Origin of the sequence: Streptomyces sp. NPDC087215, assembly GCF_044744885.1 — a bacterium.
In the GTDB taxonomy this organism is placed as follows: Bacteria; Actinomycetota; Actinomycetes; order Streptomycetales; family Streptomycetaceae; genus Streptomyces.
The window spans coordinates 116,008-138,925 of sequence record NZ_JBIUZD010000008.1 but is presented as its reverse complement, the minus strand read 5'-3'; the positions used below and the strand labels follow the sequence as shown (position 1 = coordinate 138,925).

Sequence of the window (22,918 nt, the reverse complement as noted above, 5' to 3'; positions counted from 1 at the left end):
TCCTCACCTTCCTTCCGAGTTTCCTTCCCCAGGAGAAGACGAACGTCATGCGTACGTACGCCAGGCCGATCGCCGCCCTCACCTGCTCCCTCGTCCTCGCCGCCGGGCTCACCGCCTGCGGTGGTTCCTCCGCCGCCTCCGACGAGAAGGCCGTCACCGTCTACAGCGCCGACGGCCTCAAGGGCGAGGCGGGCGACGGCTGGTACGACAAGGTCTTCGCCGACTTCGAGAAGAAGACCGGCATCAAGGTGAAGTACGTCGAGGGCGGCTCCGGCGAGATGGTGCAGCGCGCCCTCCGCGAGAAGAGCAACACCCAGGCCGACGTCCTCGTCACCCTGCCGCCCTTCATCCAGCAGGCCGGTTCCAAGGGCCTGCTCCAGAAGTACGTGCCCCGGGGCGCGGACCGGGTCTCCGGCGCCGACAAGGCGTCCGACGGGACCTGGACCTCCGTCGTCAACAACTACTTCGGGTTCGTCCACAACAAGAAGGAGCTGCCGGCCGCCCCGAAGAGCTGGGAGGAACTGCTCGACGCCAAGTACCGCGACCGGCTCCAGTACTCCACCCCCGGCGTCGCGGGCGACGGCACCGCCGTCCTCATCAAGGCGATGCACGACTTCGGAGGCAAGGACGCGGCCATGGCGTACCTGAAGAAGCTCCAGGCCAACAACGTCGGCCCGTCCTCCTCCACCTCCAAGCTCGCCCCCAAGGTCGACAAGGGCGAACTCCTCGTCGCCAACGGCGATGTGCAGATGAACTTCGCCCAGTCCGCGTCCATGCCGAACCTCGGCATCTGGTTCCCGGCCAGGGGCGACGGCAGGCCGACCACCTTCGCCCTGCCGTACGCGGCGGGCCTGGTCGAGGGGGCCCCGCACGGCGAGAACGGCAGGAAGCTCCTGGACTTCCTGCTCAGCGAGGACGCCCAGCGGCAGGTCAGCGCCGTCGGCGGCGGCTTCCCCGCCCGCGAGGACGTCAAGCCCACCGACGCCAACGCCGTCGCCCTGGCCAAGATCATGGCGGGCGTCGAGGTCTTCGAGCCGGACTGGGCCGACATCGACCGGAACCTCACGTCGTACGTGGACGCCTGGAAGTCCGCCACCGGAAGCTGACGCCCGGCCACCGGAAGCCGACGCCCACCGCCGGAAGCCGCCACGCCCACCGCCGGAAGCCGACGCGCCACGACCGGCGTACCACCGCCCGGCACCAAGAGTTCACCGCACGACTCCTGACCGCCCCCGCGCATCGCGAAAAGATAACGGGTACGGGCCAACTCCCTTTATTTGTCAGGGGTTTCGGCCCGTACCCGCCCCGTTCCACGGACTTCCACGGAGGACTCCGACATGCCGCTGCCCGGCATCTCCCGCCGCACCGTGCTCGCCGCCGCCGGTGCCACCGCCGCCGTCGCCGCCACCGGGATCACCACCGCCCCCGCCGCCCGCGCGGCCGCCGGGCCCGTGCTCCCCGACGGCACCAGCAAGGACAAGGTGCTCGTCGTCGGCATGGACGGCCTGCGGTACGACCGGATCGACGCCGCCAGGGCCCCGCACCTCAAGTCCCTGATGGCGGACGGCACCTACGGCCGCTCCCTGCTGTACGCCGAGCCGATGGCCGCGACCTCCTCCGGCCCCGGCTGGTCCACGATCTCCACCGGCGTCTGGCCCGACAAGCACGGCGTGAGGGACAACACCTTCACCGGCAAGAACTACGGCCGTTACCCCGGCTTCCTCGCCCGCCTCCACCAGATCCGCCCGGAGCTCTCCCTCTTCGCCGCCGTCGACTGGCCCGAGCTCGACACCCACGGCACCGTGACCCCCGGCGCCGACGCCAAGCTGGTCTACGCCAACGACTACGCGGTCAACGACAAGGTCATCACCGACCTCACCGAGGGCGTCCTGCGCGAGCAGAACCCCGACGTCCTCTTCGTCTACTTCGGCGAGACCGACGAGATCGGCCACTCCTACGGCGCCGCCCACCCGAAGTACCTCGACGCCATCGACGTCCAGGACGGACATCTGGGCCGTCTCCTCGCCGCGATCGAGGCCCGGCCCACGTACGCCTCCGAGCGCTGGACCGTCCTCGTCGCCACCGACCACGGCCACACCGACGGGGGCGGCCACGGCGGCTCCAGCGTCGAGGAGCGCCGCACCTTCGTTCTCGCCCGTGGCCCCGGCATCGCCGCCGGTGCCCGCCCGGTCGACACCCGGCTCGTCGACGTCGCCGCCACGGTCTTCCACCAGCTCGGCATCGTCCCCGACCCGGCGTGGGGTCTGGACGGCAAGCCGGTCCAGGAGCGCTCCACCGACCCGTTCGACACCCTGTACCCCGCGCTGACCGGCCGCGTCGACGAGACCGGCATCCCCGCCGGGGTCCTCGGCTTCACCCGCACCCCGCCCGCCGGCTGGTCCGTCATCAACGGCGCCATGGGCACCGGCGGGGTGACCGAGTGGCGCGGCTGGTCCTTCGCCACCGACGAGTTCTGGTCCCGCTCCCAGCGCGACCAGTCCCGCGAGCTGAACGTACGGGCCCGGGGCGTCTTCGCCGTCGCCGACTCCGACGAGTGGGCCGACAAGGCGTTCTCCGGGACGTACGACTCCACGCTGGTCACCCCGGCGCACGACGTCTCCGGGGCGTCCCGGGTGACCCTCGGCTTCACCACCCTCTACCGCCAGGAGGGCGCCCAGACCGCCCAGGTCCTGGTGAGCTTCAACGGCGGCACCCCGACCCCGGTCAAGAGCTACACCGCCGACGTCCTCTCCCAGCCGCAGTCCCTCACCGTCGCCGTCCCCGCCGGTGCCTCCAGCGCGAGCTTCCGCTTCCGCTACACCGGGTCGAACAACTGGTACTGGACCATCGACGGAGTCACGATCGCGGCTTCCTGACCGGGGAGCGTCCCGCCGATCGGGCCGGGCCCCCGCGAGCCCGGCCCGATCGGCGGGACACCCCCTAGGCTGGGGGGCGTCGCCACAGTGCTGTCGCGACGTCCCCAGCACACGCGTGTCCGTACGGCAGGAGTCCCGCACCCATGGCAGAGCGCAAGCCGATCGAATCCTGGCTCACCGACATGGACGGCGTCCTCATCCACGAGGGCGTGCCGATCCCCGGCGCCGACGCGTTCATCAAGAAGCTGCGGGAGACCGGGAAGCCGTTCCTGGTCCTCACCAACAATTCCATGTACACCGCCCGCGACCTGCACGCCCGGCTCGCCCGGATGGGCCTGGACGTCCCCGTCGAGAACATCTGGACCTCGGCGCTCGCCACCGCCAAGTTCCTCGACGACCAGCGCCCCGGCGGCACCGCGTACGTCATCGGCGAGGCGGGCCTCACCACCGCGCTGCACGACATCGGCTACGTCCTCACCGACCACGACCCGGACTACGTGGTCCTCGGTGAGACCCGTACGTACTCCTTCGAGGCGATGACCAAGGCGGTCCGGCTGATCAACGCCGGGGCCCGGTTCATCTGCACCAACCCCGACGAGACCGGCCCGTCCCTGGAGGGTCCGCTCCCGGCCACCGGCTCCGTCGCCGCGCTCATCACCAAGGCCACCGGCAAGGAGCCGTACTTCGCGGGCAAGCCCAACCCGCTGATGATGCGCACCGGGCTCAACGCGATCGGCGCCCACTCCGAGTCCAGCGCCATGATCGGCGACCGGATGGACACCGACATCCTGGCCGGTCTCGAAGCGGGTATGCAGACCTTCCTGGTGCTGACCGGGCTGACCGGCAGGTCCGAGATCGACCGCTTCCCGTTCCGCCCCTCGAAGGTCGTGGACTCGATCGCGGACATCGTCGACCGCGTGTAGCGGCCCGCCGCCGGACCCCTGCGGATGCGGAACGGCCCGATCCGGGTGAACCTGCCAGTACCAGGAGGTCACGATGCGTTCAGGTCCCATTGCACTCCGTGCCGCAGGGGCGGCCTTGGTGCTCGTCCTTGCACCCACGGCCGGCAGCGCGTACGCCCACGACGGGGTCAAGGCCACCGTCACCCCGTTCAACGCCTCGCCCGGCGCCGACGTCGACGTCCGCGTCGAGGGCTGCGAGGGCACGACCGGCGCCGCGAAGTCCCAGGCGTTCGTCGCCGACACGGAACTCACCGGGCGGGACGGCGGCGACTCCCCGCTGTACGGCGACACCACCGTCAGGTCCGGACTCGAAGAGGGCACGTACAAGGTCAGCGTGACCTGCGACGGCCACGACCATCCGGACGTCGGCGCCGTGGAGGTCCGCCACCACCGGCCGACCCCTGAGCCGAGCCACCACCCGAGCCCGGTCGCCCCGGTCCACGCGGGCGGCGGCGGCACCGCCGCGTACGCCGCCCCGGCGGCCCCCGGCGTCGCCCAGACCGCCACCGAGAGCGGCCTCGGCACCCCCTACACCCTGCTCGGCCTCGGTCTGGCCGCCGTCGCCGCCGTCGCGGTCGCCTTCCGCAGCTCCCGCCGCCGGGCGGACGGGTCCTCCGGTACCGGCGGGGAGTGACGGTGCCGTCCGGCTCCCGCCCGGCGGGCACCGGGCGGCTGGTCACCGGCGTGGCCTGGGCGGTGCTGCTGCTCGGGCTCTGGCTCTGGGGCCACGAGGCCGCCGAGGGCTTCGGGGGCGCCTCGGGGCCGACGACCGGCGACATGGCGGCGGTGGGCCGCCCGCTGAGGGTGGAGCTGCCCCCGGCCCACGATCCGATCGCCGCCGCCGAGCCCCGGTGGGTGGAGGTCCCCTCGCTCGGCATCGCCGCGCCCGTGGTGGCCCGGGGGCTCGACGCGTCCGGCGCGATCGACCCGCCGCCGTTCGAGAGGGCGCACACCGTGGGCTGGTTCGGCCCCGGCACCCGGCCTGGCGCCGCCGGGGCGGCCCTCCTCGTCGGCCATGTCGACACGAACACCCGCCCGGCCGTCTTCTACGGCCTGAGCGCGGCACGCCCCGGGGAGAAGGTCCGGGTCACCCGGACGGACGGTTCGGTCGCCGAATTCACCGTCGACGACGTGCAGGTCCACCCCCGGGACGACTTCGACCCGAGCAAGGTCTACGGCCCCCGCGACCCGCGCCGCGCGGAACTCCGCCTGATCACCTGCGGCGGCACGTTCGACCGCGCGGCGGGCACCTACACGGCGAACGTGGTGGTCTCCGCCTACCTGACGGCGACAGAGGCCCCCGAGAGCCCCTGAGCCACCCACGGGGGCCGGGCGGGCGGCCGGGCCCCTGGCGGGAACGGCGGTCGCACCGGACCTGGCTCCGGCCGGCGGGGCGCGTCCGGGCCACCGCCGACCGGGCCGGTCCTCGACCGGGGGGCTCACGGGCGGAAGGGTCCCGGTGCCGCCCCGGGAGGTCGGGGTCGCCGCCACTGTAGGGGCCCTGCCTCGCCCGGCCCAGGGGAACGGCGTGCCACGATGACCCCGACCGTTCCGCATGTGTCCGAGGGGCCCCGAATTGTCCGCACGTCCGTCCGCGTGCCGCGCCGGTCTCGTCCTCCCGGCCGCCGTGTTCCTGCTCCTGCTCCCCGGCCTCTCCGGCTGTACGTCCCCGGCCCCGCGCCCCGCGGGCGAGGCGGCCCCGGCCGCGCCAGGAGCCCGGGGCCCGAGCACCGCCCCGGCCGCCCCCGTCCCCTACTGGGTGAACCCCGACGGCAGGGCCGCCCGCGCGGTCGCCGAGCACCTCGCGGCGGGCCGCACCGCCGAGGCCGAACTGCTGCGGAGGATCTCCTCCCGGCCGCAGGCCGAGTGGATCGGCCCCGACCGGCCCGAGGAGGACGCCCGCGCGGTGACCGAGGCCGCCGACCGGGCCGGGAGCGAGGCCCTCCTCGTCCTGTACGACATCCCGAACCGCGACTGCGGCCAGCACTCGGCGGGCGGCGCGCCGGACGCCGCCGCCTACCGGGACTGGGTCGACGCGGTCGCCCGGGGCATCGGCGCCCGGCGGGCCACCGTCGTCCTGGAGCCGGACGCGGTGATGCACGTCGTCGACGGCTGCACCGAGCGGCGGCACCACGTGGAGCGGTACGAGCTGCTCAAGGCCGCGGTCCAGCGGCTGAAGCGGCAGCCGTCCGTCACCGTGCACCTGGACGCGGGCAACGCGGGCTGGGGCGGGCCGGAGCGGCTCGCGGGCCCGCTGAAGGAGGCCGGGATCGAGGACGCCGACGGCTTCGCGGTGAACGTCTCGAACTTCCGGACGACCGAGGAGAGCGCCGCGTACGGCAGGCGGCTCTCCGCCCTGGTCGGCGGCAAGCCCTTCGTGATCGACACGAGCCGCAACGGGAACGGGCCCTGGGCCGAGGGCGACCCCGTCGACAGCTGGTGCAACCCGCCGGGCCGGGCCCTCGGCGCCTTTCCCACCCGGGACACCGGGGACCCGCTGGTGTCGGCACACCTGTGGATCAAGCGCCCGGGGGAGTCGGACGGCGAGTGCCGGGGCGGCCCGAAGGCGGGGGAGTGGTTCGACGTGTACGCCAGGGAACTCGCGCGCGGCGCACGGTAGTCCGGCCGGAAGGAGCCCGGAGAACATCAAGACCCCCTCACCGAGGGTGAGGGGGTCTTGACTGTGCGTGCGCCGCCAGGGACTCGAACCCCGGACCCGCTGATTAAGAGTCAGCTGCTCTAACCAACTGAGCTAGCGGCGCCTGCTGACAGAGAGAACTCTACCCGACCTGCGGGTGTGCTCCTGACCCATGCCGATCGCTCCCGGCCTGTCGGATGGTCGTATCGGGCCTTCGATCCGTCAAAATGCGATTTGTCCCGACAGTTGAGACACTGGCGCCCGAAACAAGGGTCAAAAGATCTTGACGAGTGTGGAGGGGAATCGCATGAGCGTGCCGGTCTTCGAGGAGTTCGAACCCGCGGCCGACTGCGGCTGCCCGGGGTGCGCCCGGCAGCGGCGTGACCTCGCGCTTGGCCTGCCCGTCCGGTCCGGCGGCCACCCCGCCGCCCACGGCGCCCGCCGCGCCCTGGTCATGGTGACGGCGGCGGGCGTGGTGCTCGGCGGCGGTGGGGCGGGGGCGACGGCGGCCCTGTCGCCGCCGCCCGGCCCGTTCACCCCGGCGGACGCGGGGCCCGGGACGACGGGCTCCGGGGCGGTGGCCTCCGGGGCGGTGGCCTTGGAGGCGCGGCCCGGTCCCGCCGACGCGGCGGACACGGCGCCGGACACGGCGGGCGAGACGGTACGGGCGATGGCGGCGGCCCCCGGCCCCGACACCCCGCAGGGCGGGCGCGAACCCCTGCACGGCGCTCCCGGCCCCGGGCCCTCCCCGCTGGCCACCCCCACCAGCGCCCAGGTCTCCACCGGCAGCCTCCGGCGGACCACCCGCGCCGACATCATCAACCGCGCCAAGCTGTGGGTGGCGGCCCAGGTCCCGTACTCCATGGACAAGTACTGGTCGGACGGCTACCGCCAGGACTGCTCCGGCTACATCTCGATGGCCTGGAACCTGCGCAGCAACGAATGGACCGGCAGCCTCGACCGCTTCGCGGACCGGATCGACCGCGCCGAGCTCCAGCCCGGCGACATCCTCCTCTTCCACAACCCGGCCGACCCGACGCGCGGCTCCCACGTGACGATCTTCGGCGGCTGGACCGACTACACCCACACCTCCTACATCGCGTACGAGCAGACCAAGCCGCGCACCCGCAAGCAGGCGACGCCGATGGCGTACTGGGAGAACTCCGGCCGGTACGTGGGCTACCGCTACAAGGGCGTGATCAGCGGCACCGGCACCGGCGGCGGTCCGACGTCGGTGCCGACGCCGTACCCCGGGTCGGCCATGTTCGGGCCGGGCGCCGACAACGCGTACGTCACCCAGCTCGGCGGGCTCCTCGTCGACCGGGGCGCCAAGAAGTACTACGGCCAGGGCCCCGGCCCGAAGTGGAGCGAGTCGGACCGGCGCGCGACGCAGGCGTTCCAGCGGGCACAGGGGTGGAAGGGCGCGGAGGCGGACGGTCTGCCCGGCCCCGACACCTGGCGCCTCCTCGTCACCGGCGGCGGCAAGGACATCGGCGGTTCGAGTGGTTCGAGCGGCCCGAGCGCGGCTGTGACGGACTTTCCCGGGCGTGGCGTCTTCCGTCCGGGCCGATCCAGCGCATATGTGGAGAAGCTGGGCGAACAACTGGTGAAGCGGGGCTTCGGCAAGCACTACCTGTCGGGACCCGGTCCGCGCTGGACGGAGGCGGACCGCCGCAACGTCGAGGCGTTCCAGCGGGCACAGGGCTGGCGCGGCGCGGCGGCCGACGGCTACCCGGGCCCGGAGACCTGGCGGCGCTTGTTCCGATGACCCCGAGAGCATGAGGTGGACCCGAATGACGGCATCGACCCCGAACCCCCCGGACTCCGGTGCGGCGGCCTCGCGTGACGCGGCCCGCACGGCGAGACGCCTGACGGACGGCACGCTCCCGAGGGCGACCGCGTCCCACGGCCCCCGGGCGACGGGAACGCCACCGGCGAGCGGCCCGAGCCCGGTGCCGCCGCCGACCGCCGCCGAGGACGTGTCCCCCGCACCGCTTCCCGCGGACCCGGGCTCCCCGGCGCCGGGGACGGCCCCCGGCCAGGGGACGGCTCCCGGGCCCGGGGCGATGCTTGAGCCGGAGCCGACTCCTGTGCCGAGGGCGACTCCTGAGCGGCAGGTGGTCCCCGGGCGGGAAGTGACCCCCGGGTCTGGGGCTGCTCCGGGGTCGAGTGAGGTTTCCGGGCCGGAGCCGACTCCTGGGACGGCGGCGGCTTCCGGACCGGGTCCGGCTTCCGGGCCTGGAGCGGCCCTCGGGTCGGGGGTGGCCCTCGGGTCGGGGGTGGCTCCTGGGCCTGGGGCGTCTTCCGGGCCGGAGCCGACTTCTGGGCCGAGAGCGACCTCCGGTCCGGAGGCGGCCCCCGGATCGAGAGCAACTTCTGGGCCGGAAGCGGCCCCCGGGCCGGGAGTGGCTCATGGGCCGGGAGCGGCCCCCGGGCCGGGAGCGATGTATGGGCTCGAAGCGGCCCCCAGGCCGGAAGTGGCTCATGGGTCAGAAGCGGCCCCCGGGCCGGGAGTGGCTCATGGGCCGGTAGTCGTCGCGGAGGCCCCCGCTCCTGCCGGTCCCGCCACCGGGAACGCGCCGGTGCCCGCACCGGGTGTCACCACGTCGGCCCCCGAGGCCGCCGCGCGGCCCGGCGTACACCTGGACCGCCCGGGAGCCCGCTCCGGCCCGCCGTCCGGCGGCGCCGGCGGGGAAGGGGCCCCGGGGCCCGGACCTTCCTCCCGTACGACGCCGGTCCTGCCGACCACCACGGGAACCCCTCCGGCCCACGGGACAGGGTCCACCGCGTCGGACACCTTCCCGGCCCCGGCCGGGGGACCCGTCACCACGGGAGGCCCTTCCGCCCGTGGGGGAGGGCCGACGGCCACGGGCGCGTTCTCCGGTTCCGGCGGGGGCTCCGCGACCCCGGGAGCCCTGCCCGCTCCGGGCGAGGGCCCCCTCGCCCCGGGCCCGCATCCCGCGCGCGGGGAAGAAGCCGCCACCGCGTCCGGCCCACCGGTCTCGGCCGGGGGGCCCGTCGCCCCCGGAGGTCTTTCCGCTCGCGGGGGAGGGCCGACGGCCACGGGCGCCTCCTCCGGTCCTGGCGGAGGGCCCGCGACCTCGGGAGCCCTGCTCGCTCCGGGCGGGGGGTCCCTCGCCCCGCGCCCGCTCCCCACCGGCGAGGCCCCCGCCGCTCACGAAGGAGGGAACTCCCTCCCGGGAGGTCGTTCCGCTCGCGGGCGGGAGAGCACCACCGCTTCCGGCGGGGAGACCACGGTCCCGGGGGGACCGTCGGCTCGCGGGGGAGCGGCGGCCACGGGCGCCTTCTCCGGTTACGGCGGAGGGCCCGCCTCCTCGGGCGGGCTCCCTGCCCCGGGAGGTGGGTCCACCTCCTCGGACGCTCTTCCCGCCCCGGGCGGTAGGTCCGCTTCCCCGGGTGCGCTTCCGGTCCGTGGGGGAGAGCGCGCTCCGGGTGCTGTCTCCTCTTCCGGTGGGGAGGCCCTGGCCTCCGGCGCCCTTTCCGCCCCGGGTTCCGGCACCGGCCGGTCCGGTGGTTCCGCCCCGCTTCCCGACCGGCACGCCCGCCCGGTGGGCCGGTCCGGCCCGGACGCTCAGGCCCGTACGCAACCGACCGCGGCCGTGCCGCCGTCGTCCACCTCGTCCCCGGTGGCACAGGCCGCACCCGTGACGCCGTCCCGGTCCGGTCCGGCATCGGTCGTCGGAGGGGGCGGGCCCGCCGGTCCCGTACCCCGCGCCGGGGCGGGCGGCGGTGGGCTCGACTTCGGGCGGATCACCGGGGTCCGGGTGGGGACCCTCGCCGTGCCCGTCGCCGCCGTCGTACGGGTGGCGCGGCGGAAGAACGTGATCGGGACCGAGACCACCGGGTCCATCCCGGTGCACCTGCTCTTCCGCGACGAGCCGGAGGGCCTGGTGCTCCCGGTGCCGGGAGACGACGACGGCGGCCCCGACACCGTCGCCATGGCCGCGCCCGTACGGAAGGGCCGGGGGCCCGCCATCCCGGCGCCGTCGAAGGTCGAGCCCTCGCCCGGGGCGCGGCCCGGCGACCGGGTCGGCGAACGGCGCGCCCAGGCGCGGGCCCTGGCGGAACGGGACCGGGCGCGGGACACCGCTCCGGCGGCGCCCGCCCGCCCCGCGCCCACCGCCGATCCGGCGCTCGTGGAGCGGCCGGGACCGGTGCTGCCGGGCTGGGTCGGGGTACTGGGCGGAGCGCTCGCCCTCACCGGGTGCGCGGCGATCGTGTGGTGGGCCGGGGCGGTCCCGGAGGAGGCCGCGCGGATGCTGCGGCTGCCGGTGCGCCCGTACCACGGCATCCCCCTCGGCCAGTGGGCGCTCCTGGCGCTCGGCGTGGTCCTCACCCTGTTCACGCTCGGCGGGCTCGGCAGGGGCCGGGTCGGCTACGCGTGGGTCCTGACCCTGTTCGGCGACTACCGGGGCACGGTCCGCCGTACCGGGCTGGTGTGGGTGAGCCCGCTGCTGCTGCGCCGCCGGGTGGACGTACGGCTCCGGCACTGGCGGAGCGAGCCGCTCCCGGCGGTGGACGCGAAGGGCACGGCGCTGGACGTGACCGTGCTCGTGGTGTGGCGGGTGCGGGACACGGTCCGGGCGGCGCTCGGGATCGACGGGCACGAGGAGTACCTGCGGGAGCAGGTGGAGGCGGCGATGGCCCGGGTGCTCTCGCAGCTTCCGGCGGACGCGTTCCACGAGGACGCGCCGACCCTGCGGGACGCGGAGGCGGTCGGCGAGGCGCTGACGCGGATGCTGTCGGCGGAGTGCGCCCCGGTCGGGGTGGACGTGTTCTCGGCGCAGCCGACGCGGATCGAGTACGCCCCGGAGGTGGCGGCGGCGATGCGGCGGCGGCGGATCGCGGCGATCGACGCGAAGCACCGGGACAGCGTGCTGACGTCGGTGGTGGACGCGGTGGACGACGTGGTCCACCGGCTGACCAGTCGTGGTCTGGTGGAACTGGACGACTACGAACGCAAAGCGCTGGTCAAGGACCTGACGGTGGCGTTCTACACCGGACGGACGGGTCCCGTGGAGGGCGCGTGAAGGGATGGACAGGTTCAACTTCCGTCCATACCTTGGTAGTTGGTCCAGACCACAAAACGAGACAGTGCGGCACGGCTCCCCGGCCGTGCCGCGTCCCGCACCCGTGCAGCACGGCCCGACGGAACTCCCCCACGTTCTCAAGGAGCGACAGGATGCGCAAAAACTCAGTAGGGGCGGCGGTGGTGGCGCTCGGCGTCGCCGGTGTCACCTTCCTCTCCACGGGCAGCGCCGGAAGCCACGGCTACACCGACGCGCCGATCAGCCGCCAGAAGCTCTGCGCCAACGGCACCGTGACCAACTGCGGCAACATCCAGTGGGAGCCGCAGTCGGTCGAGGGCCCGAAGGGCTTCCCGTCCGGCGGTCCCGCCGACAGCAAGATCTGTTCGGGCGGACTCTCGCAGTTCGCCCAGCTCGACGACCCCCGGAACGGCGCGTGGCCCGCGACCCAGCTCACGGCCGGCCAGAGCTACAGCTTCCGCTGGCAGTTCACCGCCCGGCACGCCACCACCGACTTCAAGTACTACATCACCAAGAACGGCTGGAACCCGAACCAGAAGCTGACCCGGGCCGCCCTCGACCCCCAGCCGTTCCTGACCGTCCCCTACAACAACCAGCAGCCGCCGTCGACCCTCTCGCACTCCGGGACGATCCCGGCGGGCAAGACGGGCCGCCATCTGATCCTGGCCGTGTGGACGATCGCGGACACCGGCAACGCCTTCTACGCCTGCTCGGACGTCAAGTTCTGACGGACGCCCGGCGGCCGGTCACGGGCGTTCAGTTCTGACGTCACGTCAGTTACAGTCCGCCGCATGAGGGGTGCGGACACCGTCGCGGAACTCGTACGGCGCCAGTGGGACGACCACCGGATCGGGCTGAGGGACGAGCACCACACCCTCACCCACCACCAGGTCGCCGCGGGCGCCGCCGCGCGGGCCGCACTGCTCGTGGACCTGATGCCACCCCGGCCGGGGTGCGAGCCGCACCTCGGCCTGCTGCTCGACAACACACCGGAGTACCCGCTCTGGCTCAGCGCGGCGGCCCTCGCGGGGGCCGCCGTCGCCGGGATCAACCCCACCCGGCGCGGCGCCGAACTCGCCCGGGACATCCGCCACACCGACTGCCGGGTCCTGGTCACCCAGCGCGCCCACCTGCCGCTCCTCGACGGGCTGCCGCTCCCCGGACTCCGGGTCCTGGTCACCGACACCGACGCCTACCGGGAACTCCTCGTCCCCTACGGGACCGCCCGGCCGGGGGACGCCCGGCTCGGCCCGGTCCGCCCCGACAGCCGCTTCCTGCTCTCCTTCACCTCCGGTTCCACGGGCGCGCCCAAGGCCGCGCTCTGCAGCCAGGGCCGCCTCGCCGCCGCGGGGGCCTCGCTCGTCGCCCACTTCGGGGTGCGGCGGGACGACGTCCACTACGTCTGTATGCCGATGTTCCACGGCAACGCGGTGATCGCGGACTGGGCGCCCGCGCTCGCCGCCGGGGCGGGCGTGGCGCTCCGGGCCCGGTTCTCCGCCTCCCGCTTCCTGCCGGACGTCCGCCGCTTCGGCGCCACCTACTTCACCTACGTGGGGCGGGCCGTGCAGTACCTGCTCGCCACCCCGCCGGGCCCGGACGACCGCGCGCACCCGCTCCGCCTGGGCTTCGGCACCGAGGCGGGCGCGGTGGACGCGGCCCGGTTCCGGGAGCGCTTCGGGGTGCCGCTCGTCGAGGGGTACGGCTCCTCCGAGGGCGGCGCGGCGATCCAGCGGACCCCGGACACCCCGGCGGGCGCGGTCGGACGGGCCGCGCCCGGCGACGACCTGGCGGTGGTGGACGCGGAGACCGGCGCCGAGTGCCCGCCCGCCCGGTTCGCGGCCACCGGCGGGCTCCTCAACGCGGCCGAGGCGGTCGGCGAACTGGTCAACCGGGGCCGCTCGCCCTTCGAGGGCTACTGGCGCAACCCGGCGGCGGAGGCGGCCCGGCTGCGCGGCGGCTGGTACTGGACGGGGGACCTCTTCTACCGGGACGCGGACGGCCACCTCTACTTCGCGGGCCGTACGGACGACCGGCTGCGGGTCGACAGCGAGAACCTGGCGGCGGCGATGATCGAGCAGATCCTGGCCCGCTGGGACCGGGCGGCGGGCGTCGCGGTGTACGCGGTACCGGACCCGGTCGCGGGGGACCAGGTGATGGCGGCGCTCGCCCTGCGCGAGGGGGCCGTCTTCGACCCGGAGGCGTTCGGGGCCTTCCTCGCGGCCCAGCCGGACCTGGGCACCAAGATGCCGCCGAGGTTCGTGCGGGTGATGCCGGAGCTGCCGCTGACCGCCACCAACAAGGTCCACCGGGTGGGCCTGCGCCGGGCCGCCTTCCTCTGCCAGGACCCGGTCTGGTGGCGCCCGTCCCCCGGCACGCCGTACGAACCCCTCACCCCGGAGGCGACAGCCGGACTCCAGCGGGAGTACACCCGCCACGACCGCTCCCCGACACCCTGAAGGCCCCGGCCCCGACGCCTTGACGGCCCTGGCCCCCGAGGCCCGAGCGCCGGTACTGCCGAGGGACGGGCCCGTATGGGCCCGAGGCAGGCCCCCTAACGTGCTTCACGGGCCCGAGGCAGGCCCCGCCCGTACCGGCCGGAGGGGAAGCCCACCCGGAGGGGAGCCACCCCTACGGGCCGTTCCAGGGGAACCCCGGGGGCGCCCCCGGGCCGGACCCGGGCCGGACCCGGGCCGACGTCCCCGAAGGCCCGCGCCCCCGGAGGGGGTAGTCCCAGCCCCACCCCCTCCGCACCCCCCACCCCCATGGCCACCCGCAGGGCCCCGCGCCTACCGTGGCGCGCATGGAAGCCCGTACGCCCTGGCAGGCGCTCACCCGGCCCCGGTTCCCGTGCGGCCCCTGGCCCTGGCGCGCCCTCGGGTACCTGCTGTCCGGGGGACTCCTGGGGGCCGTCGTCTGTGGTGTGTTCCTGTTTCTCGGGGTGTTCTCGCTGGTCCTCGTGGGGCTGCCGCCGCTGCTGCTCTCCGGGCTCGCCCTCGGCGGGATCGAGCGCCGCCGTCTCCGGCTCGTCGACCTGGACCCCGCCCCCGACCCGCACCGTCCCCCCACCGCCCCCGGACCGCTCGCCTGGCTCCGGCTCCGGGCGGGGGAGCGGGCGACCTGGCGGGAGCTGGCGTACGCGCTGCTGCTCGCCACCGTCCTGTGGCCGCTGGACCTGCTGGCCGTCGCCGTCGCGGCGGGCCTGCCGCTGGTGCTGCTCAGCGCCCCGGTCCAACTGGCGGCGGACGGTCACGAGACCAAGGTCGTCAAGGCGTACCTGGTGACCTCCTACCCCGAGGCGTTCGCGGCGGCGCTGCTCGGCGCGCTGCTCCTGGTCGTCCTGGCCCATCCGCTGGTGGCGTTCGCGGGGGCCCGCGCGGCGCTCGCCCGCGCACTGCTCGCCCCGCGCGGGGCGGCGGCGGGAGACGACCGGATCGGTGAGGTCATCGCCTCCCGGGCGCGGCTGGTCGACGCCTTCGAGGCGGAGCGGCGCCGGATCGAGCGCGATCTGCACGACGGCGCCCAGCAGCGGCTCGTCGCCCTCACGATGACCCTGGGCCTGGCCCGGCTCGACGTGCCGCCGGGCCCGCTCGCCGAGCAGCTGGCGAAGGCGCACGCGGAGGCCGGCCGGGTCCTGACGGAGCTGCGGGAACTGATCCACGGCATCCGCCCGCAGGTCCTCGCCGACTACGGTCTGGGCGAGGCGCTCGCCGACGCCGCCGACCGGTCCGCCGTCCCCGTCGACCTGGACGTCGATCTGCCCCGGCTGCCGGAGGCGGTGGAGAGCGCCGGGTACTTCGCGGGCTGCGAGGCGCTCGCGAACGTCGCCCGGCACAGCGGCGCCTCCCGGGCGCGGCTCACCGCCCGGCTGGCGGCGGGGACGCTGCGGCTCGACGTCGAGGACGACGGGCGCGGCGGCGCCGACCCGGCCGGGGGCACCGGGCTGACCGGTCTCGCGGACCGGATCGCCGTCCTGGACGGCACACTGACGATCACGAGCCCGCAGGGCGGGCCGACCCTCCTGAGAGTGGAGATCCCTTGTCCCGTACGGTCCGCAAGCTCCGTGTCGTCCTCGCCGAGGACGGCGTCCTCCTCAGAGAGGGCCTGATCGGGCTACTGGCCCGGTTCGGGCACGAGGTCGTCGCCGCCGTCGGGGACGCGGACGCGCTGCGGGCGGCGGTCGCCGCGCACGACCCGGACGTGGTGGTGACGGACGTGCGGATGCCGCCGGGCTTCCAGGACGAGGGGCTGCGGGCGGCGGTCGCGCTCCGCGCCGAGCGGCCCTCGCTGCCGGTCCTCGTCCTCAGCCAGTACGTGCAGCGCAGCTACGCCGCCGATCTCCTCGACGCGGGGGACGGCACCGGCGTCGGCTATCTGCTGAAGGACCGGGTGGGGCAGGTGGAGGAGTTCCTGGACGCCCTGGCCCGGGTCGCGGACGGCGGGACGGTCGTCGATCCGGAGGTCGTACGGCAGCTGCTGCGGCGGCACCGCGATCCGCTGGCGGCGCTGACCCCGCGTGAGCGGGAGGTCCTCGGGCTCGTCGCCGAGGGCAGGTCGAACGGGTCGATCGCCCGGCACCTGGTGGTGACGGAGGCGGCCGTGGGCAAGCACATCGGCAACATCCTGGCGAAGCTGGACCTGCCGCCGGCCGACGACACCCACCGCCGGGTCCTCGCGGTCCTCACCCATCTGCGGGCCTGAGGGCCCGCGCGGGCCCGTACGGGAACGACGAGAAGGGCCCCTCGCTCTCGCGAGGGGCCCTTCTCCGTCTGTGCGCCGCCAGGGACTCGAACCCCGGACCCGCTGATTAAGAGTCAGCTGCTCTAACCAACTGAGCTAGCGGCGCCTACTGACAGAGAAAATACTACCTGGTCCCGGCGGGTGCTCCTGACCACCTCGGGGCGGGTGCTCCCGGCGGTCCCGGGGCGGGCGGTCAGATCGCCAGGGAGAGGACGACCGGGGCGGCCCTGCGGTTCAGGGTGTCGGCGGCCGAGCGCAGCCGGTGGGCGTGCTCGATCGGGAGGGAGAGCGCCAGACAGCCCACGGCGGAGCCCGCCGTCAGCGGGACGGCCGCGCAGACCGTGCCCACCGCGTACTCCTGGAGGTCGAGCACCGGGACGGTGGCCGGCTGGCTGTCGAGCTTGGAGAAGAGGATCCGTTCGTTGGTGATGGTCCGGGAGGTCAGCCGGGCGATCTTGTGGCGGGAGAGGTGGTCCCGCCGTCCGTTCTGGTCGAGCTGGGTGAGCAGGCACTTGCCGACCGCGCTGGCGTGCGCCGCCGAGCGGAAGTCGACCCATTCGTTGACCTTGGGCGTGCGCGGCCCGTCGGCGAACTGGGTGATCTTCACCTCGCCGTCGATGTACCGGCTGATGTAGACGGCCGCTCCGACGGAGTCGCGCAGCTCGGTCAGCGTCTCCTGGAGCTTGGCCTCCAGCGCTTCGCGGCGGGTCATGCCGGAGCCGAGGAGGACGAGCGAGTCCCCGATCACGTACGCGCCGTCGGCGACCTGCTCGACGTACCCCTCGCGGCGGAGCATGAGGAGCATCGAGGAGAGATGGGCGACGGGCAGCCCGGTCTCGCGCGCGATCTGGACGTCCGTCACTCCGCCGCCGTGCCGCGAGATCGTCTCGAGGACGCGCAGGGCGTATTGCACCGAGTGGAACGGCGCGGTGGGCTCGGGCTTCAGCGCCACGGTTTCCCCCTACCAGGTTGTGACCGCAAGCTTTCGTACCACGATAGCCGCCAAGCGCCCTCCACGGGACGGCTGTTGGCGAGAAGGGTGCGGAGCACCCCGGCCGTACGCTGGGCCGCATCACTCTGGCATATGCCCTTGTCATGAAATGGGCGCAGATCCTCAGGTCAGGACGGTGCCCCGGGGCCCTCGGGCATACGTTCGGCCGGTGGCGAACGGGGGATTTCCCGGCGGAAGCGGAAGGCGGGGAAGGCCCTTCGGCGGCCGAGAAGCGACGGAATAAACGGAGCCGCCCTCCTGTTGTCATCGAGTCCAAGCCGAACCACGAGTCCGTGCGCGTTCCGTACGGATGCCGAGGAGGATTCCGAAGGTGACCGACGCCATCCGAGGAGAGGCGCGGGGCTCCGCGCCCGTGCCGCTGTCCGTGCTCGACCTGGTCACGGTCGGGGCGGGCCGGACCGCGACCCAGGCACTCGCCACCAGCGTCGAGCTGAGCAGGCTCGCCGAGCGGCGCGGCTTCCACCGGCACTGGGTGGCCGAACACCACTCCATGCCCGGGGTCGCCTCCTCCTCCCCCGCGGTGATCCTCGCCCACCTCGCCGCCCACACCCGGCGCATCCGCCTCGGCTCCGGCGGTGTCATGCTCCCCAACCACGCCCCGCTCGTGGTGGCCGAGCAGTTCGGCACCCTGGAGGCGTTCGCGCCCGGCCGGATCGACCTCGGTCTCGGCCGCGCCCCCGGCACGGACGGCGCCACGGCCGCCGCCCTGCGCAGGACCGCCACCCCGAACGAAGGGGCCGACGACTTCCCGGAGCAGCTCGCCGAGCTGACCCGGTTCCTCGACGACGACTTCCCCGACGGCCACCCCTACGCCCGGATCCACGCCGTGCCCGGCCCGGTGCAGGGCCCGAAGGGGCGCCCGCCGGTCTGGCTGCTCGGCTCCTCCGGCTTCAGCGCCCGGCTCGCCGGACTGCTCGGCCTGCCCTTCTCCTTCGCCCACCACTTCTCCGCCCGGAACACGGTCCCGGCGCTCGACCTCTACCGGGACTCGTTCCGCCCGTCGGCGGTCCTCGACGCCCCGTACGCGATGATCGGCGTCTCCGCGCTGGCCGCCGACGAGGCGGCGCAGGCGCGCCGCCAGGTGCTGGCCGGGGCGCTCGCGATGCTGCGGCTGCGCACCGGGCGGCCGGGCCTGGTGCCGACGCCCGAGGAGGCGGAGACGTACGGATACAGCTCCGCCGAGCGGGAGTTCGTGGACGGCTGGCTGGCGAACGTCGTGTACGGCACCCCGGACGAGGTCCGCACGGGCCTGGAGGACCTGCGGAAGCGGACCGGCGCCGACGAGCTGATCATCACGGCGAACGCACACGGCGGGGACGCCCGGCTGCGGAGCTATGAGCTGATCGCGGACGCCTTCGAACTGCCCGAACTCGAAGGGGAGTAGCGGGGGCGGGCCGGGGTCAGGCCCCTTCCGGGGGAGGAAAAAAACCGGGCTCCACAAGCGGGTTGGTTCATTCCCCAACCATCCGCCCGACCGCCCTAAGCAGACCTTAAACCGCTCGTCACCGATGGTGGCGGGCGGTTCTTTTTTGTGCTGCGCGTCCCTGACAAGGCCTTTCTTCCGCGAATTGGTCTAGTCCTCAATCTGGTTCAGACCATTGACGTGGTGTTCACGAGCCGGTTATCACTTCTCCAACTCCAGTACGGCACCACCCAGTACTCCCCCCACATCGGAGGCCGCACGTGCACCCCCGTAAGCCATTGATCGCCGCGCTGCTCAGCACGGCCCTCGCCGCAGGCGCCCTCGCCGCCACCGTCGGCCTCGGTTCCGCCCAGGCGGCCGGTACGTCGACCACCGCCTCCACGGGCGGTGTGCGCATCGCGTACTACGACCAGTGGAGCGTCTACGGAAACGCGTTCTACCCCAAGCACCTCGACACCCGGGGCATAGCGGGCCAGCTGGACGTCATCAACTACTCGTTCGGCAACATCCACCCCACCAACCTCACCTGTTTCATGGCCAACAAGGCCGCGGGTGACGACAACAACCCCAACGCGGGTGACGGTGCGGGCGACTCGTACGCCGACTACCAGAAGTCCTTCAGCGCGGCGGACAGCGTCGACGGCGTCGCCGACAAGTGGGACCAGCCGATCGTGGGCGTCTTCAACCAGTTCAAGGAACTGAAGGCGAAATACCCCCACCTGAAGATCAACATCTCCCTCGGCGGCTGGACCTACTCCAAGTACTTCAGCGACGCGGCCAAGACGGACGCGAGCCGCAAGAAGCTCGTCTCCTCCTGCGTCGACCAGTACATCAAGGGCAACCTGCCCGTCGACGCGGGCTTCGGCGGCGTCGGCACCGCGGCCGGGATCTTCGACGGCATCGACGTCGACTGGGAGTACCCCGGTTCCAGCGGCGGCCACCTGGGCAACCACTACGCCCCCGAGGACAAGCAGAACTTCACGCTGCTCCTCGCCGAGTTCCGCAAGCAGCTCGACGCGTACGGCGCGGCCAACGGCGGCAAGAAGTACCTCCTGACCGCGGCCCTCCCGGCCGGCCAGGACAAGATCAAGTACATCGAGACGGACAAGATCGGCGCGTACCTCGACTACGCGAACATCATGACGTACGACATGCACGGCGCCTGGGACGGCGACGGGCCGACGTACCACCAGTCCCCGCTGTACTCCGGCGCGAACGACCCGACGGACCCGATCGCCCCGGGCACCGAGAAGTACTCGGTCGACGCCGCGATCGACTCCTGGATCGACGGCAAGCCCGCCTACGGCATCGCGGGCGGCTTCCCCGCCAACAAGCTGACCCTGGGCTACGAGTTCTACTACCGGGGCTGGAAGGGCGTCCCCGCCGGGACCGCCAACGGCCTCGCGCAGACCGCCACCGGCGGCTCCGCCCCCCGCCCGCTCAGCCAGGCGGCCGGCATCGCGCACTACAAGGAGCTCGGCGGCATCGTCGACAACGCGGCGACGACCTTCTGGGACGACCAGGCCAAGGCCTCGTACTTCTACAAGAACGGCGAGTTCTTCACCGGTCTCGACCAGAAGTCCATCCAGGCGCGGGTGGACTACGCCAAGCAGCGCGGCCTCGGCGGCGCGATGATGTACTCGCTCCTCGGTCTGGACGAGAACGCCACCCTGCTGAAGCAGATCAACACCGCGCTCGGCGGCACCAGCATCCCGCCCACCACCCCGCCGACGACTCCCCCGACCACGCCTCCGACGACCCCGCCCACGGGCTGTGGCTCGCTCCCGGCCTACGTCGCCGGATCGGTCACCAACGCGAACGCCCAGGTCTCCCACAACGGCCGCAAGTGGAAGGCCAAGTGGTGGACCCAGAACGAGGCCCCCGGCACCACCGGCGAGTGGGGCGTCTGGCAGGACCTCGGCGCCTGCTGAGTGCCTGACCCGGCGGACGCCTGAACCGCCGAACCCCTCATGAACCGCTGCCCCCGCCCGGAATGTCCCTCCGGCCGGGGGCAGTTCCATGCCCGCCACCGGACCGGCACCCCTCGGGACGCCTGATCGGGACCCTGGCCCCGGACCCCGGCCCCGGCCGACCGCCGCCCCTCAGACCTTCAGCGTTTCCACGTCGATCAGTTCGGCGATCCGTTCCGGGGCCACCGCCCGCGAGTACAGCCAGCCCTGCCCGGTGTCGCAGCCGATCCGCCGCAGCCTGCTCGCCTGCCCCGCGGTCTCCACGCACTCCGCCGTCACCGTCAGGCCCAGCCGGTGCGCCAGCTGCACCAGCGCCTCCACGATCAGCTCGTCCGCCGGGTTGGCGTGCTCCTCGTCCTGGAAACCGCGTACGAACGAACCGTCCAGCTTCAGCACCGAGACCGGCAGCCTGCTCAGATAGGCCAGGTTCGAGTAGCCGGTGCCGAAGTCGTCGATCGCGATCCGCACGCCCATGTCGCTCAGCGCCTGGAGCGCCTGGAGCGGACGCCCCGCCGAGCCCATCACGGCCGACTCCGTCAGCTCCAGCTGGAGCAGGTGCGGGGCGAGCCCGGTCTCGGCGAGGATGCCCGCCACGTCCCCGACCAGGTCGGAGTCCCACACCTGCCGGACCGCCACATTGACGCTCACGAAGATCGGGCGCTCGCGCGGATGGTCCCGCTGCCACTGCCGGGCCTGACGGCAGGCCGTGGCCAGCACCCACCGGCCCAGCTCCACGATCGAGCCGTCCTCCTCGGCGATGCCGACGAACCGGATCGGCGCCAGACGTCCGAACTGCGGGTGGTTCCAGCGCACCAGCGCCTCCACCCCGCGCAGCGCCCCGCCCGCCAGATCCACCAGGGGCTGGTACTCCAGGGTGAACTCCCCGCGCTCCACGGCGGGCCGCAGCGTGGAGGAGAGCGCCTGCCGGGTCACCCGGTGCGCGTTGCGCTCCGGGTCGAAGAGGTTCCAGCGGCCCTTGCCGTCGGCCTTCGCCCAGTACAGCGTGGTGTCCGCCGCCTGCATGAGGGCGGTCGCCGTGGTGCCGTGCCCGGAGCGCTCGACCACCCCGATCGAGGCGGAGACCGAGAGCCGCTGCCCGCCCAGGTCGAAGGGGCGCTGGAGCGCGTCGAGGACCGAGCGCGCCAGATCGGCCAGCTGCTCCGTGCCGGTGGAGTCCTCGACCAGGATCGCGAACTCGTCGCCGCCGAGCCGCGCCACGAGATGACCGCCGCTGCGGGTGTAGCCGTCGCTGTCCGCGCACTCCGTCAGCCGGGCGGCGACGGCGGCGAGCAGCCGGTCGCCGACACGGTGGCCGAGGGTGTCGTTGACCGCCTTGAACCCGTCGAGGTCGAGGTAGCAGAGACCGATCCGCCCTGTTCTGCCATACCCGTACGACTCGTACGACTCGTACGACGGACGGACCGGCCCCGGAGCTCCGTCGGTCTCGGCGGAGTCCCTCTCGGCCGAGTCCCTGGCCGGGTCCTCCAGCGCCGCCGAGAGGCGCTCGAAGAACAGCGCGCGGTTGGGCAGCCGGGTCACCGGGTCGTGCATCTGGAGGTGGCGCAGCCGCGCCTGGAGCTCGCGCCGCTCGCTGATGTCCGCGATCGACAGCAGGACCCGCCCGCTGCCCGGCACCGGGGCGACGGTGACCTCGGCCCACAGCGAGCGCCCGTCGGCGTGCTTGAGACGGCGGGTGCAGCGGAAGCGGGAGCGCCGCCCGCGCAGCACCTCGTGGTACGCGTGCCAGGTGCGCCCGTCGGAGGCGAGGTCCACGAGGTCGGCCGCCGCCTGTTCGCGCAGTGCCCGGGGGTCGCTGCCGAGGAGGGTCCCGAAGGATTCGTTGGCGGTGACGACGACGCCGTCCCGGTCGACGACGGCCATGGCGAGCTGGGCGGCGCGGAAGGCGGCGCCGCGGTCGCGGAGTTCGGCGGCGCGGCGGCCCTCGGCGGTGCCGGTGCGGGGGTGGTCGTCCGCCTCCCGGGGGAGGGGCCCGTCGTGCTCCTCGGGGTGACGCTCCGTGAGGGAGCCGTCCGCCGCGTACGTCTCCGGCGGTTCCGCGTGCACCGGTCCTTCGGGGGTTCCGCTCACCGCTGGCTCCCGTAGTGCGGTCGGGCCGGTCACATGTGGTCGGGGCGGCCGGCCGGGGACGAGTGAGCCGATCATAGGGCCAGGGTGGGGGAGCGTTCCAGCTCCGGGGCGCTCCCGGCGGCCTTCCTGAGCGGTGGGGCCGA

Annotated in this window: 16 protein-coding genes and 2 tRNA genes; 14 read left to right on the top strand and 4 right to left on the bottom strand. The window is 73.8% G+C overall.

From position 1 onward, the window contains the following. Positions 1–47: 47 nt before the first annotated feature. The 6 genes from ACIO92_RS21585 (at position 48) to ACIO92_RS21560 (ending at position 6,458) form a co-directional block, all read left to right on the top strand. Positions 48–1,106 (top strand): 2-aminoethylphosphonate ABC transporter substrate-binding protein, encoded by a 1,059-nt coding sequence (locus tag ACIO92_RS21585; RefSeq protein WP_402282796.1) that lies wholly within the window; start codon positions 48–50, stop codon positions 1,104–1,106. A gap of 231 nt (positions 1,107–1,337) precedes the next feature. Further along, a complete protein-coding gene (locus ACIO92_RS21580; RefSeq protein WP_402282798.1) occupies positions 1,338–2,876 on the top strand; it encodes an alkaline phosphatase family protein in 1,539 nt (512 codons plus the stop codon). A 143-nt stretch (positions 2,877–3,019) separates the two neighbouring features. After that, positions 3,020–3,799 (top strand): HAD-IIA family hydrolase, encoded by a 780-nt coding sequence (locus tag ACIO92_RS21575; protein ID WP_366441089.1) that lies wholly within the window; start codon positions 3,020–3,022, stop codon positions 3,797–3,799. A 118-nt stretch (positions 3,800–3,917) separates the two neighbouring features. Next, complete coding sequence (locus tag ACIO92_RS21570) at positions 3,918–4,472, top strand: hypothetical protein (protein ID WP_366441189.1); 555 nt, start codon at positions 3,918–3,920, stop codon at positions 4,470–4,472. Further along, on the top strand, positions 4,469–5,152 hold the full coding sequence (locus ACIO92_RS21565; RefSeq protein ID WP_401237301.1) for a class F sortase: 684 nt from the start codon (positions 4,469–4,471) through the stop codon (positions 5,150–5,152). Before ACIO92_RS21570 ends, ACIO92_RS21565 begins: the two co-directional genes overlap by 4 nt. Positions 5,153–5,393: 241 nt before the next feature. Further along, on the top strand, positions 5,394–6,458 hold the full coding sequence (locus tag ACIO92_RS21560; RefSeq protein ID WP_402282801.1) for a glycoside hydrolase family 6 protein: 1,065 nt from the start codon (positions 5,394–5,396) through the stop codon (positions 6,456–6,458). A 68-nt stretch (positions 6,459–6,526) separates the two neighbouring features. Here ACIO92_RS21560 and ACIO92_RS21555 read toward each other — a convergent pair. Next, positions 6,527–6,600, bottom strand: a tRNA-Lys gene (locus ACIO92_RS21555). Between the two features lie 183 nt (positions 6,601–6,783). Here ACIO92_RS21555 and ACIO92_RS21550 point away from each other — a divergent pair. The 6 genes from ACIO92_RS21550 to ACIO92_RS21525 all read left to right on the top strand — a co-directional run bounded on the left by ACIO92_RS21550 (position 6,784) and on the right by ACIO92_RS21525 (position 16,243). Further along, positions 6,784–8,244: a peptidoglycan-binding protein gene (locus ACIO92_RS21550; RefSeq protein WP_402282803.1), complete on the top strand. Its 1,461-nt coding sequence runs from the start codon at positions 6,784–6,786 to the stop codon at positions 8,242–8,244. Between the two features lie 1,879 nt (positions 8,245–10,123). Beyond that, positions 10,124–11,527: an SPFH domain-containing protein gene (locus tag ACIO92_RS21545; RefSeq protein ID WP_402282805.1), complete on the top strand. Its 1,404-nt coding sequence runs from the start codon at positions 10,124–10,126 to the stop codon at positions 11,525–11,527. 152 nt (positions 11,528–11,679) lie between these two features. Further along, entirely contained in the window at positions 11,680–12,273 is a 594-nt protein-coding gene (locus tag ACIO92_RS21540; RefSeq protein ID WP_366441093.1) for a lytic polysaccharide monooxygenase, read from the top strand. A 63-nt stretch (positions 12,274–12,336) separates the two neighbouring features. Then, complete coding sequence (locus tag ACIO92_RS21535) at positions 12,337–14,001, top strand: AMP-binding protein (RefSeq protein WP_366441094.1); 1,665 nt, start codon at positions 12,337–12,339, stop codon at positions 13,999–14,001. A 344-nt stretch (positions 14,002–14,345) separates the two neighbouring features. Further along, positions 14,346–15,650 (top strand): sensor domain-containing protein, encoded by a 1,305-nt coding sequence (locus ACIO92_RS21530; RefSeq protein ID WP_402282808.1) that lies wholly within the window; start codon positions 14,346–14,348, stop codon positions 15,648–15,650. Further along, positions 15,581–16,243: a response regulator transcription factor gene (locus ACIO92_RS21525; protein WP_366441096.1), complete on the top strand. Its 663-nt coding sequence runs from the start codon at positions 15,581–15,583 to the stop codon at positions 16,241–16,243. Before ACIO92_RS21530 ends, ACIO92_RS21525 begins: the two co-directional genes overlap by 70 nt. Before the next feature lie 71 nt (positions 16,244–16,314). Here the strand turns inward: ACIO92_RS21525 and ACIO92_RS21520 are convergent. Continuing rightward, a tRNA-Lys gene (locus ACIO92_RS21520) sits at positions 16,315–16,388 on the bottom strand. 87 nt (positions 16,389–16,475) lie between these two features. Continuing rightward, positions 16,476–17,234, bottom strand: a complete 759-nt coding sequence (locus tag ACIO92_RS21515; RefSeq protein ID WP_366441097.1) for an IclR family transcriptional regulator C-terminal domain-containing protein — start codon at positions 17,232–17,234, stop codon at positions 16,476–16,478. Positions 17,235–17,604: 370 nt separating this feature from the next. On the opposite strand from ACIO92_RS21515, the gene ACIO92_RS21510 reads away from it, so the two are divergent. Together ACIO92_RS21510 and ACIO92_RS21505 are read left to right on the top strand one after the other, a co-directional pair. Beyond that, positions 17,605–18,678 (top strand): LLM class flavin-dependent oxidoreductase, encoded by a 1,074-nt coding sequence (locus ACIO92_RS21510; protein WP_401768616.1) that lies wholly within the window; start codon positions 17,605–17,607, stop codon positions 18,676–18,678. Between the two features lie 299 nt (positions 18,679–18,977). Continuing rightward, positions 18,978–20,648 carry a glycosyl hydrolase family 18 protein gene (locus ACIO92_RS21505; RefSeq protein WP_366441099.1) on the top strand — a complete coding sequence of 557 codons (1,671 nt, stop codon included), beginning with the start codon at positions 18,978–18,980 and terminating at the stop codon, positions 20,646–20,648. 171 nt (positions 20,649–20,819) lie between these two features. Here the strand turns inward: ACIO92_RS21505 and ACIO92_RS21500 are convergent, their stop codons facing one another. Further along, a complete protein-coding gene (locus ACIO92_RS21500) occupies positions 20,820–22,775 on the bottom strand; it encodes a putative bifunctional diguanylate cyclase/phosphodiesterase (RefSeq protein ID WP_402282812.1) in 1,956 nt (651 codons plus the stop codon). Positions 22,776–22,918 lie beyond the last annotated feature (143 nt).

Coding starts and splice junctions, on each gene's coding strand:
- ACIO92_RS21585 (WP_402282796.1), top strand. CDS start 48: ATGCGTACGTACGCCAGGCCGATCGCCGCCCTCACCTGCTCCCTCGTC.
- ACIO92_RS21580 (WP_402282798.1), top strand. CDS start 1,338: ATGCCGCTGCCCGGCATCTCCCGCCGCACCGTGCTCGCCGCCGCCGGT.
- ACIO92_RS21575 (WP_366441089.1), top strand. CDS start 3,020: ATGGCAGAGCGCAAGCCGATCGAATCCTGGCTCACCGACATGGACGGC.
- ACIO92_RS21560 (WP_402282801.1), top strand. CDS start 5,394: ATGTGTCCGAGGGGCCCCGAATTGTCCGCACGTCCGTCCGCGTGCCGC.
- ACIO92_RS21550 (WP_402282803.1), top strand. CDS start 6,784: ATGAGCGTGCCGGTCTTCGAGGAGTTCGAACCCGCGGCCGACTGCGGC.
- ACIO92_RS21540 (WP_366441093.1), top strand. CDS start 11,680: ATGCGCAAAAACTCAGTAGGGGCGGCGGTGGTGGCGCTCGGCGTCGCC.
- ACIO92_RS21535 (WP_366441094.1), top strand. CDS start 12,337: ATGAGGGGTGCGGACACCGTCGCGGAACTCGTACGGCGCCAGTGGGAC.
- ACIO92_RS21530 (WP_402282808.1), top strand. CDS start 14,346: ATGGAAGCCCGTACGCCCTGGCAGGCGCTCACCCGGCCCCGGTTCCCG.